The organism is Anaeropeptidivorans aminofermentans (genome assembly GCF_940670685.1).
Lineage (GTDB): Bacteria > Bacillota > Clostridia > Lachnospirales > UBA5962 > Anaeropeptidivorans > Anaeropeptidivorans aminofermentans.
This window is the reverse complement of sequence record NZ_OW711693.1, coordinates 95016-110550: the sequence shown is the minus strand read 5'-3', so window position 1 is coordinate 110550 and position 15535 is coordinate 95016. Positions and strand designations below refer to the sequence as shown.

The following is a 15535-nucleotide window of genomic DNA, read 5'->3' as shown; positions in this document are numbered from 1 at the left end:
TACCAAATTAAAGCCGTATGCACAATACAGCCAAAATACAGAAATAAGGACAAAATACCCCTTTGACGTAATAAAATATATTTTTAAATACAAAAATACTGCTATAAAAATAGCAGTATTTTTCCAGGATTTTTTTAAAAACAGTTAGTTAAATATCTAAAAATCCGTGCGTCTGCTGTCGACACATCTTCCTAAGCGGTTCCAAGTATTAAGCTCAAGCCAAGCTTCCTCACGGCACATGGGTGCACCGCTTAGTGCTGCTTCCTTCCGGACCTGACACGCTTCACGGCTGCCCATTGCGCGAGACTCGGCTCTCAACACCGCTTACCTGGACGGACCTTAAAAAGAAAATGCCTCGAACAGACATCACCCCAACTATAGCGGATTGATGGTACAGGGCGCCGCTACCTCCCCGGCTGCACGGAAAATTTAACACAGTGTAAAGAAAATCTGTAAAACTTTAAAAATATAGGATTTGTCTAAGGCCATAAACAAAAAATGTGAACTTACTTAAAACAAAATAAACATAAGAAGAGAATGTAAGCTTCCTTAAAATGCTTTTTATGAACACCTCAGAAAGCGCCTATCTATGCCAAAAAGTAAATTTACTATTTATCTATATTAGACTAAATCAATTAATAGTATACATATAATTTCTTTCCTTGTCAACTTTCACAAAAGCACTTTTCGTGGAAAAATATTGCTTGAAACGAAGGAAATAAGCCTATATACTATAGTATTTGTATATAATTCTTAATATTTAATGACTATGGCAAATGCAGAAAAAGATTAAAAATGTAAAATTTGCTATTTTTTATTCTAGGGCTTTGTTCTATCTTTATAATGGGGTATAATAAAGATCCTTATATTGCTTTTTTACTATAGTTTTTTTAATTTCCATAGGAATGGCGTTTTAAGCTTTTAATAAAAATATTTAAAACTTTATCGTTAAAATAAATATTTAAACTGAATTTTACCTGTTTTAGGAGCCTTGACACAAATAAAAATACAGGGTATTCTAAAAATATGATTTGCTAATTTTATGGGGGTTTTTATAATGGACGATTTTTTAAACATAATGAAGGCACTTTCAGACGGAACACGCCTAAAAATAATAAATCTTCTTTTAAATTATGATTACTGTGTAGGGGCCTTGGCAAGAAATCTTGACGTTTCTGAAGCTGCCGTGTCTCAGCATCTAAAAGTTTTACGGAAGGCAGGCATCGTCTCCGGTGAAAAAAGAGGCTATTACACCCATTACGACGTTAACAAAAAGCTGTTTTTAGAAGCGGCGGAATACCTTAATTCCATCGCCATCCATGAGACTCCCAGAAAGGGCTGCTGCCAGCATATTACAGGAAACCATTTATATTGCAGCAATGGCAAAATTAATGAAAAGGATTTTTGCTAATGATAGTATCCTATATAAAAATTATCAGCCCCTTAGGGGGCTTTTTTAAATGGTTTATAAATCTTTTCCATAGTAAATTAAAGGGAAAATAGAAATAAAACCATATATGCGCTTTGATTCAAAAATGTATTTAGAAAAACATTAGTAAATTTCACTGAAGGATGCAATAAAAATCTATTTTTCATAAACGGCTTAAACATATAAAATCCCTATGTTTAAGCCCTTCATAGCCAACAAAGATTAAAATATCTTTGTCGGCTATAAGGGGGCGTTCGCCTGAAAACACTTTAACAGTTTCCCTGTAAGTGTTTCCAGGTTCACTAAGCATAAAATATACGATTTTTATTACTGTTTCATTTGAAGTTTACTATAAATCGTATTTTTTAAAATTGCTTTATTGGATTTTATATATTAAAAGCTTTATTATTATTGCCTGTATAAAGGCAATTTCATGATGTTTCCAAAGAAAATCCGTATTTTTAAATCTATAGTGGATAGGTTTTGCTTCTTCTTTATAAAAAATTCACTATATCTTCTCCGTCTTGGCTTTCACTTTACATATAAGCTGGGTCATGGTTCCCATAGGGCAATAAACACACCAGGAACGGGGCTTATAAAGAACCATTGTGTCAAGGCCTAAAATTGTAGAGGTAAGCATAACGCTGTAAAAGCCGAAGGCAAATTGCCATACCCAAGGGCTTATGCCGCCCTTATAGGCCCAATGCCATGGCAATTTAAAGGTCCAAAGAAGCGTCACTATCTGCCTGAGCTCTGCCGCCTCTGAAAAAACAAGATAAGTCGTAAAAAGCATATTTAAAAACATTATCATAAAAAAAGTAAGAAAGCCGTATCTGAAATAGCTGCTCCTGAGCCAATGTGGGATATTCTTTTTTCTCGAAAGATTAAATTTATTGCCCAAAATATCGAAAAGCATTCCTCTGCCGCAGTAATTATTGCAATAGGCTTTTCCGCCGCCTAATATGGATATAAAAAGAGGTATAAAAAAACATAAAAGCCCTATCCAGGCAAAAATAATATTAAAAAAGCCCAGCGAGAGATAGACAGCCGTTGCAATCCATAGATAGTCATTCCATTTTTTCTTTTTCAAATCACTTCCCCCATTTCAATAACGGAAGCCGGGCATACCGAAGCGCATTTTCCGCAGCCTATGCATTTTGAATACGCTACAGTTGCAAAAACCCCTTTAAATATGGATATTGCCCCCAAGGGGCATACCTTTACACAGCAGCCGCAGGCTACACATTCTTTCTGATTGACTATGGCTTTTTTTCTGATTTTTACAGAACTCATGACAGACCCCCTTCTAAGTAAAATCGGCTTAAGATGTATTATACATCCTGTTAAATCTTTATTCTGTGATGATGTTACTTGAAAGAAGCTAACAGGCAAAAATAAAAGCCCTAAATATTGAACATTACAGGCTTAAGAATTATACTATATATAAATACTGATTTTAAGGAGACCCGCCCAATGAAAGAAGAAAAGCATATGCTTCCCTTTTGGGATAAGCTTCGTAATGAACAAAAGCTTTCACTGGAAAGCTCTTTAAGTGCAAAAAAGTTTTCAAAAGGTCAAATCCTTCATCAAGGGGGAAACGATTGCTCCGGCCTTTTCATCGTAAAAAGCGGAAGGCTTCGGGCCTTTATCATTTCTCAAAGCGGGAGGGAAATCACCCTTTACAGGCTTTTTGAAAGAGATATCTGCCTTTTTTCCGCTTCCTGTATTATGAAAAATATAAGCTTCGATATCAATATTGAAGCCGAAACAGATACAGAGGTTTTTGTAATACCCGCCGATACCTATGAGGAGCTTATGAAAACCTCTGTGGAAGTTTCCGATTATACAAACCAGCTGATGGCTTCCCGCTTTTCAGATGTCATGTGGATTATGGAGCAGGCCCTTTTTACAAGCCTTGACAGCAGACTGAGCCACTTTCTTCTTGAAGAAAGAAATATAGAAGGCTCCGACAGCCTTAAAATAACCCATGAGGAAATAGCCATGCACCTTGGAAGCGCAAGAGAAGCCATTACAAGAATGCTTAAGTATTTTCAGGAAGAAAATTTAGTTCAGCTTTCCAGGGGAAAAATAACTCTTATGGATATTAAAGGCTTGAGGAATTTAATCTCCTATTAAAACAAAATAAATATGAATATTAAAAGCCGCAAAAATATATTAAAATGGTTCAAATCCTGTTGTTTTTAATTTTGAACTATAAAATATATTTTTGCGGCTTTTATGGTAAATTTATAAATCTTTTTTAAGGGGGTGCTCTCTTATATAATTAAATTGCTTTTATACCGCCGTAAGTATTTTGCTTTAGAGGGCAGAGAAAATCAATGAGATTTTTATTTCGCAAAACACCGTGGATTAAGATGCCGTAAATAAGTATTTTAATCCGGTCAGGATTTTTTTCATTCCATTTGACAAGGCTGTTATTTCACCTGAATGAACGATAGCTCTAAAGCTTATTTTTAAAATTGGTAACTATAAAACAAGCGTTTAAGCCAATTATAAAAAATAGATTTTTGTCACTACCTTAACTACCTTAAGACTGTTTCACTATATAAAGAATGCTGAAATCCATGCAAAACTGCCGTGCGGCTCCTTTCCGGCGTTAGCCTGCATTTTATAGTGATAGCCTTTTCCAACGGAAAAATGGCTTCCGCTTCCTTTCCGCCTGACTATATTGAATTTATTTTATAATCCTAAGTTATGCTTAGTGAATTTAAAAATGACGTAAGCTTAAGCATGCAAATAATTTTATAAAAGCTCCGAAAAATCTTTGATGCATATACGGCATAGGCCTTCCATTTCTTCTTTTTCCTGAGAAGAAGCAGCTCCTGTAACTGCACATAGCGGAAACCCTGCTTTATTGGCAGTATGTATAGCAAATAAAGAATCCTCAAAAACCATCGTATCCTCCGGTAAATTGCCCAGCCTTCTTGCAGCCTCAAGGAATATGTCCGGCTCTCGTTTACCCTTTCCTATTTCATCTGCACTTAATACAAAATTAAAGTATTTTAATAATCCATGATTTTCAAGGGCATTGGTAGCCATTTTTCCGTTTGTAAGGGTCGCTATTCCCATAGGGATATTCTGATGATAAAGCTTTTTTAGATATTCTTCGGCTCCTTTTATGGGAATAACCTCCTTGCGGTATTTTTCCGACATAATATCATAGGCCTTATTTAAAACATCTTCAGCCGTTACTCCTTTTATGCAATTGCAGGCTATGTATTGGGCCTTTTGCCTTAAGGATATTTTTTCAAGCTCTTCCATGTCTTCTTTTGTAAGCTGAAGCTCAAGAGCCTGATAAAGCTCTTCAATCATATTTCTCCAATTGTCCATAGAATCAAGTATGGTTCCGTCTAAATCAAAAATAGCAGCCTTCAAATCAATATTCCTTTCTATTCTTTTATTAATGATGCAAACCCCCGAACTTAAGAAACAGGGCAGATAGCCCTGCAAACTTAGAAAGTATCGGGCCGGATTTATTTTACAAATCCAAATTCCACTTTATAAACAGCCTTCTAAATATGCTATAATTATATCAAAGGAATGCTTATATGAGAATCATCAGGAAATTTTTTGGGGTTTAGGCACAATTTTGATTTATAACGCCTGCAGAAATAGCAGATAATTTAATATTTGCTTTATTGACATAAATTGCTGTATCGTAAATTTAAAATTAAACAGTAACAAAACCGTATATTCACACAGATTCAATAATATACCGTTTCCCGGGGAAAGCCGTGTTTATGAGTAATGCAAAAAGGCACGAACTTAGAAAACAGGGCGGATAACGATATGCCCTGTGAACTTAGGGAGCATCGGTATAGATTTATTATAACAAATCTATATTTTGTTTTATAATAAATCAGTTTTGTTACTACCTTATAAGAAACTTACTGTAAAAATCATATTAAGCTGAAATACTGTTACGCAAAACAAGGAGGGATTGATTTGGATAAGTACATACTGATTAAGCCGGATATTTCTTTTAAAGATGATATTCAGGCCTTTCGCAAGGAGATGCTTGATGCCGGAAGCTCTATGGACGGTACAGGCCCCTTACGGCGTATGACTACTGCCGAGGAATGGCTGAATTTTATTCACCTGTGCCAAGACAAAGAAACTGTGCCCGAAAACTGGGTTACAAGTGACCAATTTATTTACGTCCGTCAAGGGGATAAAAAAATTGTGGGTATGATTGACTTCCGCCATTATTTCAACGAGTTTCTTGAAAAATACGGCGGCAATATAGGGTATTCTATCCGCCCCTCTGAAAGAAAAAAAGGCTATGGAAAAAGAATGCTTTCTGAGTGCCTAAAAGTTTGCAAAGAATACGGCCTTGATAAAGTTCTTATTACCTGCACCAAAGAAAACGAAGCCAGCAGGCGGACAATTCTTTCAAACGGCGGTGTATACGAAAAAACCGTTTACTGCGAACCTGACGATGTCTATCTTGAAAGATACTGGATACATCTTTAAATATTTTAATAGCTAAAAAGCATGTATAGCAAAATAACTTTATAAATCCCCTTAAAGCTTTCAGAGGCTTTAGGGGATTTGTAAAGTTCTAATTTAAGTTATACAGGATACGGCTCCTATGGGTTTATATATCATACTTGAATAAAGATGATATGGCAGCATTATCAATTTAATTTATAAGCCTTCTGAAGCCAGTTCTTGGCGGCAGAATAAACGCAAGTTACTTTATATTATACCAAAGCCTCATATCCACGGCCTTCCTTTACGGCTTATAGTAAATTTCAAATGAAACAGTAATAAAAATCGTCTGTTTTGAACGGCTTAAACATAGGGGTTTTATATGTTTAAGCCGTTTATGAAAAATAGATTTTTATTACATCCTTGTGTGAACTTTACTATAAAGCAGTCCTTAATCTTAAAGTAAGCATTTTTTAATGAATATAGTAAATAAACCTAAAAAATTAAGTTTATTTACTATATTCTAAAGGAAAGCTTATAAAACTTAAAAACAAGAAGATTGTTTTCAAGTTCCATAAGTATATTTAATTATCTGTCAAACTATAAATGTACTTCTGGCTGTGTAAACCTTGATTCTTTATAAAATATTCCCACGCTATCTTATGGGGATATATAAATCCACTTCTGAATCCGGGTGGTCATATCCCAGAAAGCGTTCATCATACAGCTCGAAATCCTCCCGCCAGTCTAATTCTTCCTTTGTGGAAAGAAACCAGGTGCCCCATATATAATCGAATGTCTGGGGAAGCATCTGCAATGTTCCCTTGTGGGTAAATACTGCATAACGTCCCCCGGGAATTATCTTTTCAACAAAGGGTTCTTTAAGCCCGTCAAATGAGGACACTTCAATTCCTGCAACTTCCGTAAAAAGAATGTCGTCATTCATAGTGTATAAAGTGTGCTCTGCACAGGCCTCGCATATGCCAAAGGCCCTTCCCCCCGGAATACGGTTTGGTATTTCTTTATAAAGGCTGTTAGCCCTGTTCCATAAATCTCTGAGGCGGTTATCCCTCAAAGTAGTTTCTCCCCGAAGGCCTGCAACTTTTATTTCTGTCAATTCCATAATTTTTGGATGAACTGTTATATTGCTTGCCAGATGGTCCAATAGCCCTGTATCAAGGCGTTCCTTGCTTCCCATGAAAGTGTCTAAACGATTTTTTCGGTAAGCTTGGGGACTGACTTTATAAATTGCCTTAAAGGCGCGGCTAAAGGCCTCGGGCGAATCAAAACCATTTTCCATGGCTATGTCTATAATTTTATGGTCTGTATAGAGAAGTTTCTTAGAAGCGCCGGCTAAACGCCGTTTCTTTATATAGCTTCCGACACTTTCACCAAGAATAGCCGTAAACTGCCTGTTGAGATGATAATAGGAGTATCCTGCAGCCCTTGCCACGTTTTCAACTTTAATATCACTTCCAAGATGGCTTTCAATATATATGACCGCCTTTTCAAGGGCCTTTCTATAATCCACAGTAACCCTCCTCTTTTAATCCATAGGCTGCCAATCGTAAGTTCCGGGCATTGCCCTTTCCAAATTAAGCTCTGCTGTTTGGGTTTCATTATAAAGAGGCTTTGTAATGAAATAAGTATGCCAGCCATTTTCTTTGCGGCCGCCCCAGCAAATGTCAATGGTTCCATCAGCAGGGGAAATCACCATGCTTTTTGTGGTCCCGAAAAACTCCTCATAATAATGGCAGCACAATCCGTCAGGGTATTTTGAAAGAAGCATTTCTTTCAGCTTTTCCTTTGTTATATTTTTCTTATTTGTAAGTTCTTCTTTAATATACTGATAGCGTATTGCAGAATGAGTCATTGCTTTCGGCTCTATGGATTTCAGTTCAGAAAGCACGGCGTGATTTGTTGCATAAAGCATTTGCTCCGGTGAATCTGGGCCGATTTCTTTAAGAGCGCTTCGCCCGTCAAGGGTTTCAAAAAGTACGGCATTAGCTTCTTTATCCATTATAATCATGTTTAAATTATATGCAATGGGCATCTCTTTAAGATATGAAAGCGCCTCTGCCACATTCTTGCAGTTTTCAAGCAAAGCACGGATAACAGCCCAAAACTGAAGGCCCTTAAGCTTCGGCGCCCTCATATAGGGCAGTGCCCCTATGGGAAATCCGCAGGAACTCATGGTTACTGCAAGGCCATGTTCATTAAAACCGTCGTCCCTGCCAAAATTAAGAACACTTGTGCCAATATGGGTATATTTTCCTTTAATAGCTGTTTTTATCAGGCAGAAGTCCTCTGCCTCATGAGAAAACTCATAATTACGGGCAAGCAAAGGCTTCCCTTCTGAAGTAATACCAGGCATCAATGCAATATGACTGCACCGGGGAATGAGGTAAGTCATTCCGTAGAAAAATACCTGCTGTACCCTAACCCCTAATCCATCGGCAAAGCCCTGAAGCTCCTCTGTAAGCCCCGGGCAAAAGTGGTCAAATAATGTTTTTGCTTCTTTTATCTGGCTTTCTCCAAAGCCTTCTATTCCGGCAGTATGAAGGGCTTTTAAAGGGGGGATTTCAGTAATGAGTTTTCCTAATTGATAACCTATTTCATAATTTGTTCCTTCAAGTTCTACAGTACGAGTTTGTATTTTAAACACTATATCATCCTCCTTCTATTCTTTTCTTTAGTTTAGCAAGAAAAATTTTTAATTACATGACATTTCCTGCTGTTTTAAAAAGAATATAAAGCCCTTTTGGAAAGGATAAGTAAAGCTTAGCATTATAAATTTTCTGATTAAAAAGGCCCTCTCAGGGCCTTTTCTTAAAATCTTTATTGCTTAATTTGCTAATTTGAGAATCGATTGTATGAACTGCTCTTTTCCTTCGGTATATTTAAGTCTATCTTTAGGATATTTCATGGCAAGGTCACGCTTTAAATCATCATACTGCTTCGCAATATTGGGGTTTTTGTTTAGATAATCCCGAAAGCATACCTGATTTTCAAAATCTGTATTCCCTTCTTCATAACAGTGAACATGCTGCAAAGAAATATGCCCGTCTCTTCTCAAGATAAAAAGCGCCCGCCCCAAGACGCCGCTTTCTCCGCAATAATCATAGCCCTGCTGCTGCATACCTTCAATATTTAGTTTGGCAAATGAAAAAACCTTCACAGCCACATCTAAAATAGGCTTGGCATTGATGCCTTTTATGGAGGTGCTTCCCACATGCTGAATATCCAGTACATTATCTCCAAGGATTTTTATAAGTACCGGCTTTAACAATTGAAATTCCTTTATCCAATCCTCATTATGGGGCAAAAGCCGAACCTCATGTCTTTCTACGCCTTCCATATATCTCGCTCCCATTATAAATACGTATCTATAGTTATATTTTATACTAAGCAAAGATGAAAAACTACTTATACAGTAAACTTATTATAAAGAAGAAGCAAAAACCTATTCCCTTAAGGCTTATAGTTACCAAACAAAAAAACAAGTTTAATAACCATAAGAAAACCCTTTCATGAATGTATGGTTTTGTTGCAGTTTAACTTTAAATTTACCATATCCCTCTCAAGCCTAGGGCCTAAAAATCCCCCCTTCAACCTTATCGGCTGTGGAGGAATTTTTATTCGTTTCACCTATTTTTAAAATATTACTTATGAAATATCAAAATACTTGGAAGAGGCCTCCTTATTGTGTTTCAGGCTGTTTACAGGCTCCTTTTCAAAATGGAACTGTCCTACAAGATTATCAAGCAAATGGGCCTGACTGGAAAGCTCTTCGCTGGAGGCGGCAGACTCTTCCGCTGTTGCAGCATTATTTTGAACCACGGCAGAAATCTGATCGACACCTAAAACAAGCTGATGAATGGCTTCAAACTGCTGCATAGAGGAACTGTTAATATTTCCCAGAAAATTGGCAACGTTCTCTACGTTTGCTACAATTTTTGCCAGGGCACGGGTGGCTTCTCCGACTGCGTCTGTTCCGTGCTTGGTAGACTGTATAGAGCCTTCAATGAGGGCGGCCGTGTTTTGGGTTGCCTCTGCCGTCTTTTGGGCCAAACTGCGGACCTCGTCTGCAACTACGGCAAATCCCTTGCCGGCGTCTCCGGCCCGGGCGGCTTCTACCGCCGCATTAAGGGCAAGAATATTGGTTTGGAATGCAATTTCATCAATCATCTTCAAAATGCCGCTGATTTCGTTGGTCTTACCGTTAATTTCTTCCATTGCATCTATTACGGCACGCATTTTCTTGCTTCCTTCGGATACGTCTGCGACAGCATTTTTTGAAAGATCATTGGCTTCCTGCGCCATTTCCGCATTGGAACCAACCTGGTTGGAAATTTCGCTGATGGTTGCAGAAAGTTCCTGAATGGATGCAGCTTGCTCCGTAGCGCCCTGGCTCAGAGCCTGGGCACCGGCGGCTACTTGATTGGAGCCGGCGGCAATTTGGTCCGATGAAACCTTAATCTGTACCAGGGTTTCCGTTAACTTTTGTGAAATATTCAAAAGAGCCATTTTAATCGTACTGAACTCGCCGATATACGCTGATTTCAGCTCAAACACCATATTGCCTTCAGCAACGTGATTGAGAATAGAGGCAATTTCTTCAATGTACTTTTTATATTCCTGAAGCGTTACGCCGATTTTTTTAAAGGCATCTACCAAAAGGCCTACTTCGCCGTCGGCCTTTATTTGCACATCTACGTCAAAATTGCCTTCCGAAACTTCATAGGCTGAACGAGTCACAGCCTTAATGGGCCTTGCGATACTGTTACTTATGGAAAATCCTGCTGCAATCACAACAATTAAAATGATGCCCAGAAAAATATAGATAATTTTTTCAAGTGCGTTTACACTTCTGAAAAGCTCCGCCTCAGATACCACGGAAATATAACTCCAATGGGTTTTATCTGAGAATATGCTCTTTATGAAATAAGGCTCGCCGCCGATGTCAATTTGCTGAAAGTCTGCATTTTCCATAACGGCTTTGGAAAACACATCGCCATAGACTTCTGAAAGGTTCTTAAAGTTATTTTCTGCATTGCTGGGGTCTGCCAAAATGGTTCCGTCGGCCGTTGCCAGCATATAGTAGCCTTTAGAACCTTCTGTGGCTTTCTCGAAAAGCTTCGTAAGAGAGGAAAGGCTCATATCCATTGCAACAACGCCAAGTATTTCCCCTTCAGAGCCTTTAACTGCTTGTGATGCACCGATAATGACAATGTCATCTCCGGCAAAATAATAGGGTTCCCCCAGAACAGGCCTATCCGGCTGTCCCTTTGCAGGAGAATACCAGGGACGAATACGGGGGTCAAAGCCTGCATCAATGGTGGATTCAGGATATTGTATGTAGCCGCCGTTTTCCGTACCCATATAAATATATTGATAATTCGAATGGGTTTTTCCGAATTCTTCAAAGCTTTGGAAAATAGCTTGCTCTACAGGTCCGTTTTCCTTAGGGGTCATACTTACAGAAGCTGCTGTCTCAAAATAAGCTGTAATAGATGCATCTGCTGTCTTAAGGAGGACGCCTTCCGCAAAGTACCACACATTGTTGAGCATGTCATCAAAGACGGCATCAACATTATCGTTAACCAAAGAAAGCTGTTTATTGACTGCGGTCTTTTGCTCTGACAGCAATGTGCTTTGCAAATTACTAAGGAACAAAAACGAAAAACCGACGAGGGGAATAATTGCAAAAAACGCAAGCAATAGACTTAACTTAAATTGAAGTGTTTTATACCGACTGATTTTCATAATAGGCAGCCCCTTTAAAGTTCTCAAAGATTTTTATTGTGGGAGATATTGTAACAGATATTTATCTCATAATCAATTACTTCTGTATAAGCAGAAAACCTTGCTTATGCAGAAGCCTTTCATACTGAATTATCACTAAATTAATGGGAATAAATATAGGCTTATGGCAGAATTAAAAGAAGCTTTATCTGGCAGCTGAGAACGCCGTAGTTAAATTTGGCAAAAGTTTTTCAGCATACAAATTATTTTAATATAAAAAAGCTGCATTTCCATTGATTTAACGTCAATAAAAATACAGCTTTTAGCTTGAAATGATTACAGATAAAAGATTCCTTGACATGACTGGTATCAAGCCGCTGCAAAACACAAGAGATAAAGCTCTATATGGAATCGTCCGTAACATACAAATCTGCGGAAGAGATGCCTTATACACATTCTCTTTCGCAGATTTGCATGATTCTTATAAAATAATATAAGAACTTCATTTCCTACATACAATTTACTATTTCAACCCACGCTCTAAAAAAAGAAACGGCATATGCAGAGCCCGTAATACGTCAGCTTCGTTATATTTCATCTGTGCGCTACGATATTGAACTGCATATTAAGATTACCATAAGCTGCCCAAAAAATTTGACGAATTCTCTGTCATAATTAATTATTCAGTAATTTGTATGTAGGATAGTATATTGTACATGCAATGCCACATAGATTATAGCAAAGCAAAATAAATAGAGGAATGGTTATGATGATTCGCGCGCCGCCAAAAGAAAGAACAGTCTTAAGACTGTTCTTTCTTGAAGTAATAACGAAAAAATGATTTTTCAGGATAGAAAGGTATCGGCGGATTGATAAACCGGCGTTTGTATTACCTTAATATTTCTATTTCAAATCCATATTCACGCAATATAAGGTCATCATCGATTCTTTCTTCATAGATTCCCTCTGCCTTCCTAAAGCCATTTTTGAGATATGCATTTATAGCCGGTTTATTGATATCCACAACAAAAAGCCTTAAATATTTAGCATTCTTCTGCCTAGCAAGTGCAATCGCATGCCGAAGCATTGTACTGCCGATGCCGCGTCTCGCATAATCAACGTTAACGCCAAAGCGGTCAAGATATAATGCCTTTTCATGGGCATTTTCCCATTTCATATAATTTTCTCCAGCATGGGACTCACATAATGCAAACGCTGCAACGATAATATCGTGTTCCTCCGCCAATAAATAAAGGCGGTTATTTTCAATATCACCGCTAAAAAATTCGCAGGGGTAGATTTCGTCCCAAATTGATATGCCGTTTCTGTTCATATTATCAATTATCTTTCTATACATCGCTTTGAGTTTCGGCAAATCACTACTGTCAGCCCTTCTCAAATCCATGTCAATTCACCTCCGAATCCCTGTTTCTATGTGCGCTACACTATGAATCGATAGTAACATGCTTTAGCTATAAAGAAAGACATAACTTTCCCTTAGTGAAAATTATGTCTTTCGGGAAGTGACAGTTAAAAAAGATTTTATGCCAGATTGTTCATATTATAAGCGGCAAATCGGAATTTATAAGCTTAAAATCTTCCGTATCTTTTACAGTATACCCCTTATCAAGCAAGGCCTTTGCAAAAAGCCCCTGACCAGGTATTAGTTTTCCGGTAAATGTTCCATCATATATTTTATTAACTCCGCAGGTAGGACTTCTTGATTGCAAAATAGCCAAATCAATTCTTTCGCCTTTAACTTTTTCCAATACAATTGCTACTGCATTTCTATAATCAGAATCAACATTATTTCCATTAGCGTCCATTACCACTCCATTAACAATCTCAGCACACGGACGGGGAGTTGGCATATTAGCTAGCATTTCTGGGCAAATACTTATTATCTCCTTGCCTCTTAAGTATTCAATCACAAATTCATTACGATTGTTTTTTCCATTATATTTACAGTTGCAGCCTATGGCACATGCACTTACCAATACTTTCATAATCAGCTCCCATAGCAGACGCTTTATCAAAAGAATACCCCGGCAAATTCCTGTTTATAGTAAATTTCAAATGAAACAGTAATAAAAACCGTATATTTTATGCTTAGTGAACCTGGAAACACTTACAGGGAAACTGTTAAAGTGTTTTCAGGCGAACGCCCCCTTATAGCCAACAAAGATATTTTAATCTTTGTTGGCTATGAATGGCTTAAACATAGGGCTCTTATATGTTTAAGCCATTTATGAAAAATAGATTTTTATTACATCCTTCAGTGAAATTTACTATATCTATCATGATGCACTCACTTTTGAATTCATAGTAGCATATTTTATTGAATAAAAAAAGACATAACTTTCCTGGCAGAAAAATATGTCTTTTTGGTGTCATTCGTATAAAATAGATGCAGTGATTAAGCAAACAGGTTTGCGGCAGCTATCGAAAGATTGAATTTTGATTCCCAATAAAAACGTCTCTGGCCATTTGCAGGACTGTTTTACTCCCTGCCAAAACCACACTCCAATATCATTTCTCTTGGTTTTCATTGACGGGTATGGTTCGATTTCATATTTTTTATAAAGCTTTACAGATACACTTCATCATTGTCCCGCCGCCCATATTTCTATTTCTATTTTTATTTCTTCCAAACCCAAAGCATTTACATAAGCAATTGTCATAGAAGGAGGGATTTCCCCAAAAAAATCATTATATATCTTATCGAAATAATCCCAATTCATTTCTTCTTTTGACCATATATTTACTTTTATAACATTGTCCGGCTCCAAATCTACACTCTTAAGTAGATTTGATATATTTATAAATGTATTCTTTACTTGTTGATTAAACGCTTCAGGAATATTTCCATCTAAATCTGCTCCAATTTGCCCTGAGAACGTATAAAACGTTGAATTGGGCTTTATTTTTGTTATATGGGTATAATTCCCCACGGCTTTGCTGATTCTTCCTGATGAGGATAATCTCGTAACTACATTGTGATTTATTTGATAGCATCCTTTCTCTATTGGATAAATAATTTCTAACACTATATACCATTAACAGTATACAGTTACCCGCTGCTAGAAATTTATCTATCAAAAACAGAGATGGAATTCTCGTTATTTTTTATATTGCTATTAATTAAAACCAATCTCATTCCGGCACCCCCTTTGGAATATTATATGAGTCACCAAAGAACCGGTCAAGCAGTCATTTTTAAAATTGGCAGACAGGTCTTTCAAAGCCTCTTAACGCAAAAAATGCGGCACCCGCTTGGGTACTGCAAACTTCAATTACTATTTTAAATATGAAAAAAGCTGCAGCTTCATTGGAGTATTGCCAACAAAAATGCAGCTTATAGCTTGTAGTAATGGTGGAAAAAAGATTTTTCGGGATAACAGGATATTGCCAATAGCCTAAGCGACAAATAGGATTTTGTTGGCTTTCCCTACTTGCTTATACTATGTATTACGGTTTCTTATACATACTGGAATCCCAAGGCACATTTGGATCGTAATCATCAGGCGGATAGTGCTGCGGTGCGGTTATATACCACCACACACCAAATCTGTCTATAACATCAGCAGCGCATGGACTCCATGGCAATGGCCCTAACGGTGTCTTAATCGTTCCACCTTCGCTTAACAAGGCGTATGCCTTTTCTACCGCAGCCTCACTATCAAAGCTCACACCCAACTGTGCTATATTTTCTTCCATGTAATTATTTGATGATTCCACTACAGATAAGAATTCTTGACCATCTTTATAAAGCTCTGAATGAAAGTATGTTCCGTCAGGATTCTTTACATGATATCCCAATTCCAGGCCAAACACTTCTTTATAAAGTTCAACAGCTTCCACACTATTTTTAACATATAACCCCATTCCTATTTTCACCAAAACACCTCC

The 15535-nt window shown here is 37.3% G+C and carries 14 protein-coding genes and 1 other RNA gene; 3 read left to right on the top strand and 12 right to left on the bottom strand.

Translation table 11 applies throughout. The features are described from left to right. Positions 1-164: 164 nt before the first annotated feature. Positions 165-424, bottom strand: an RNA gene (ffs, locus tag NBX03_RS00445) — signal recognition particle sRNA large type. 633 nt (positions 425-1057) lie between these two features. Between ffs and NBX03_RS00440 the strand changes: the two genes are divergently transcribed. Next, complete coding sequence (locus tag NBX03_RS00440) at positions 1058-1411, top strand: ArsR/SmtB family transcription factor (RefSeq protein WP_250228811.1); 354 nt, start codon at positions 1058-1060, stop codon at positions 1409-1411. Positions 1412-1937: 526 nt separating this feature from the next. Here NBX03_RS00440 and NBX03_RS00435 read toward each other — a convergent pair. Together NBX03_RS00435 and NBX03_RS00430 are read right to left on the bottom strand one after the other, a co-directional pair. Then, positions 1938-2519, bottom strand: a complete 582-nt coding sequence (locus NBX03_RS00435; protein WP_250228810.1) for a 4Fe-4S binding protein — start codon at positions 2517-2519, stop codon at positions 1938-1940. After that, positions 2516-2722: a 4Fe-4S binding protein gene (locus tag NBX03_RS00430; RefSeq protein WP_250228809.1), complete on the bottom strand. Its 207-nt coding sequence runs from the start codon at positions 2720-2722 to the stop codon at positions 2516-2518. Before NBX03_RS00430 ends, NBX03_RS00435 begins: the two co-directional genes overlap by 4 nt. A 180-nt stretch (positions 2723-2902) precedes the next feature. On the opposite strand from NBX03_RS00430, the gene NBX03_RS00425 reads away from it, so the two are divergent. After that, complete coding sequence (locus NBX03_RS00425; protein WP_250228808.1) at positions 2903-3565, top strand: Crp/Fnr family transcriptional regulator; 663 nt, start codon at positions 2903-2905, stop codon at positions 3563-3565. A 627-nt stretch (positions 3566-4192) separates the two neighbouring features. Here the strand turns inward: NBX03_RS00425 and NBX03_RS00420 are convergent. Then, positions 4193-4825, bottom strand: coding sequence for an HAD family hydrolase (locus NBX03_RS00420; RefSeq protein ID WP_250228807.1), 633 nt, complete (start codon positions 4823-4825; stop codon positions 4193-4195). A 570-nt stretch (positions 4826-5395) separates the two neighbouring features. Here NBX03_RS00420 and NBX03_RS00415 point away from each other — a divergent pair. After that, positions 5396-5923, top strand: a complete 528-nt coding sequence (locus tag NBX03_RS00415) for a GNAT family N-acetyltransferase (RefSeq protein WP_250228806.1) — start codon at positions 5396-5398, stop codon at positions 5921-5923. Positions 5924-6536: 613 nt separating this feature from the next. Here NBX03_RS00415 and NBX03_RS00410 read toward each other — a convergent pair. From NBX03_RS00410 to NBX03_RS00375, 8 genes are all read right to left on the bottom strand, one after another. Further along, positions 6537-7412 (bottom strand): AraC family transcriptional regulator, encoded by an 876-nt coding sequence (locus NBX03_RS00410; protein ID WP_250228805.1) that lies wholly within the window; start codon positions 7410-7412, stop codon positions 6537-6539. 15 nt (positions 7413-7427) lie between these two features. Continuing rightward, a complete protein-coding gene (locus NBX03_RS00405) occupies positions 7428-8546 on the bottom strand; it encodes a C45 family autoproteolytic acyltransferase/hydolase (protein WP_250228804.1) in 1119 nt (372 codons plus the stop codon). Between the two features lie 180 nt (positions 8547-8726). Continuing rightward, complete coding sequence (locus NBX03_RS00400; RefSeq protein WP_250228803.1) at positions 8727-9239, bottom strand: GrpB family protein; 513 nt, start codon at positions 9237-9239, stop codon at positions 8727-8729. A gap of 308 nt (positions 9240-9547) precedes the next feature. Beyond that, complete coding sequence (locus NBX03_RS00395; RefSeq protein WP_250228802.1) at positions 9548-11647, bottom strand: methyl-accepting chemotaxis protein; 2100 nt, start codon at positions 11645-11647, stop codon at positions 9548-9550. Between the two features lie 868 nt (positions 11648-12515). Then, on the bottom strand, positions 12516-13031 hold the full coding sequence (locus tag NBX03_RS00390) for a GNAT family N-acetyltransferase (protein ID WP_250228801.1): 516 nt from the start codon (positions 13029-13031) through the stop codon (positions 12516-12518). Positions 13032-13182: 151 nt separating this feature from the next. After that, on the bottom strand, positions 13183-13632 hold the full coding sequence (locus NBX03_RS00385; protein WP_250228800.1) for a DUF523 domain-containing protein: 450 nt from the start codon (positions 13630-13632) through the stop codon (positions 13183-13185). A gap of 597 nt (positions 13633-14229) precedes the next feature. Further along, positions 14230-14673 carry a RidA family protein gene (locus tag NBX03_RS00380; protein ID WP_250228799.1) on the bottom strand — a complete coding sequence of 148 codons (444 nt, stop codon included), beginning with the start codon at positions 14671-14673 and terminating at the stop codon, positions 14230-14232. A 421-nt stretch (positions 14674-15094) separates the two neighbouring features. Beyond that, entirely contained in the window at positions 15095-15523 is a 429-nt protein-coding gene (locus NBX03_RS00375; RefSeq protein ID WP_250228798.1) for a VOC family protein, read from the bottom strand. Positions 15524-15535 lie beyond the last annotated feature (12 nt).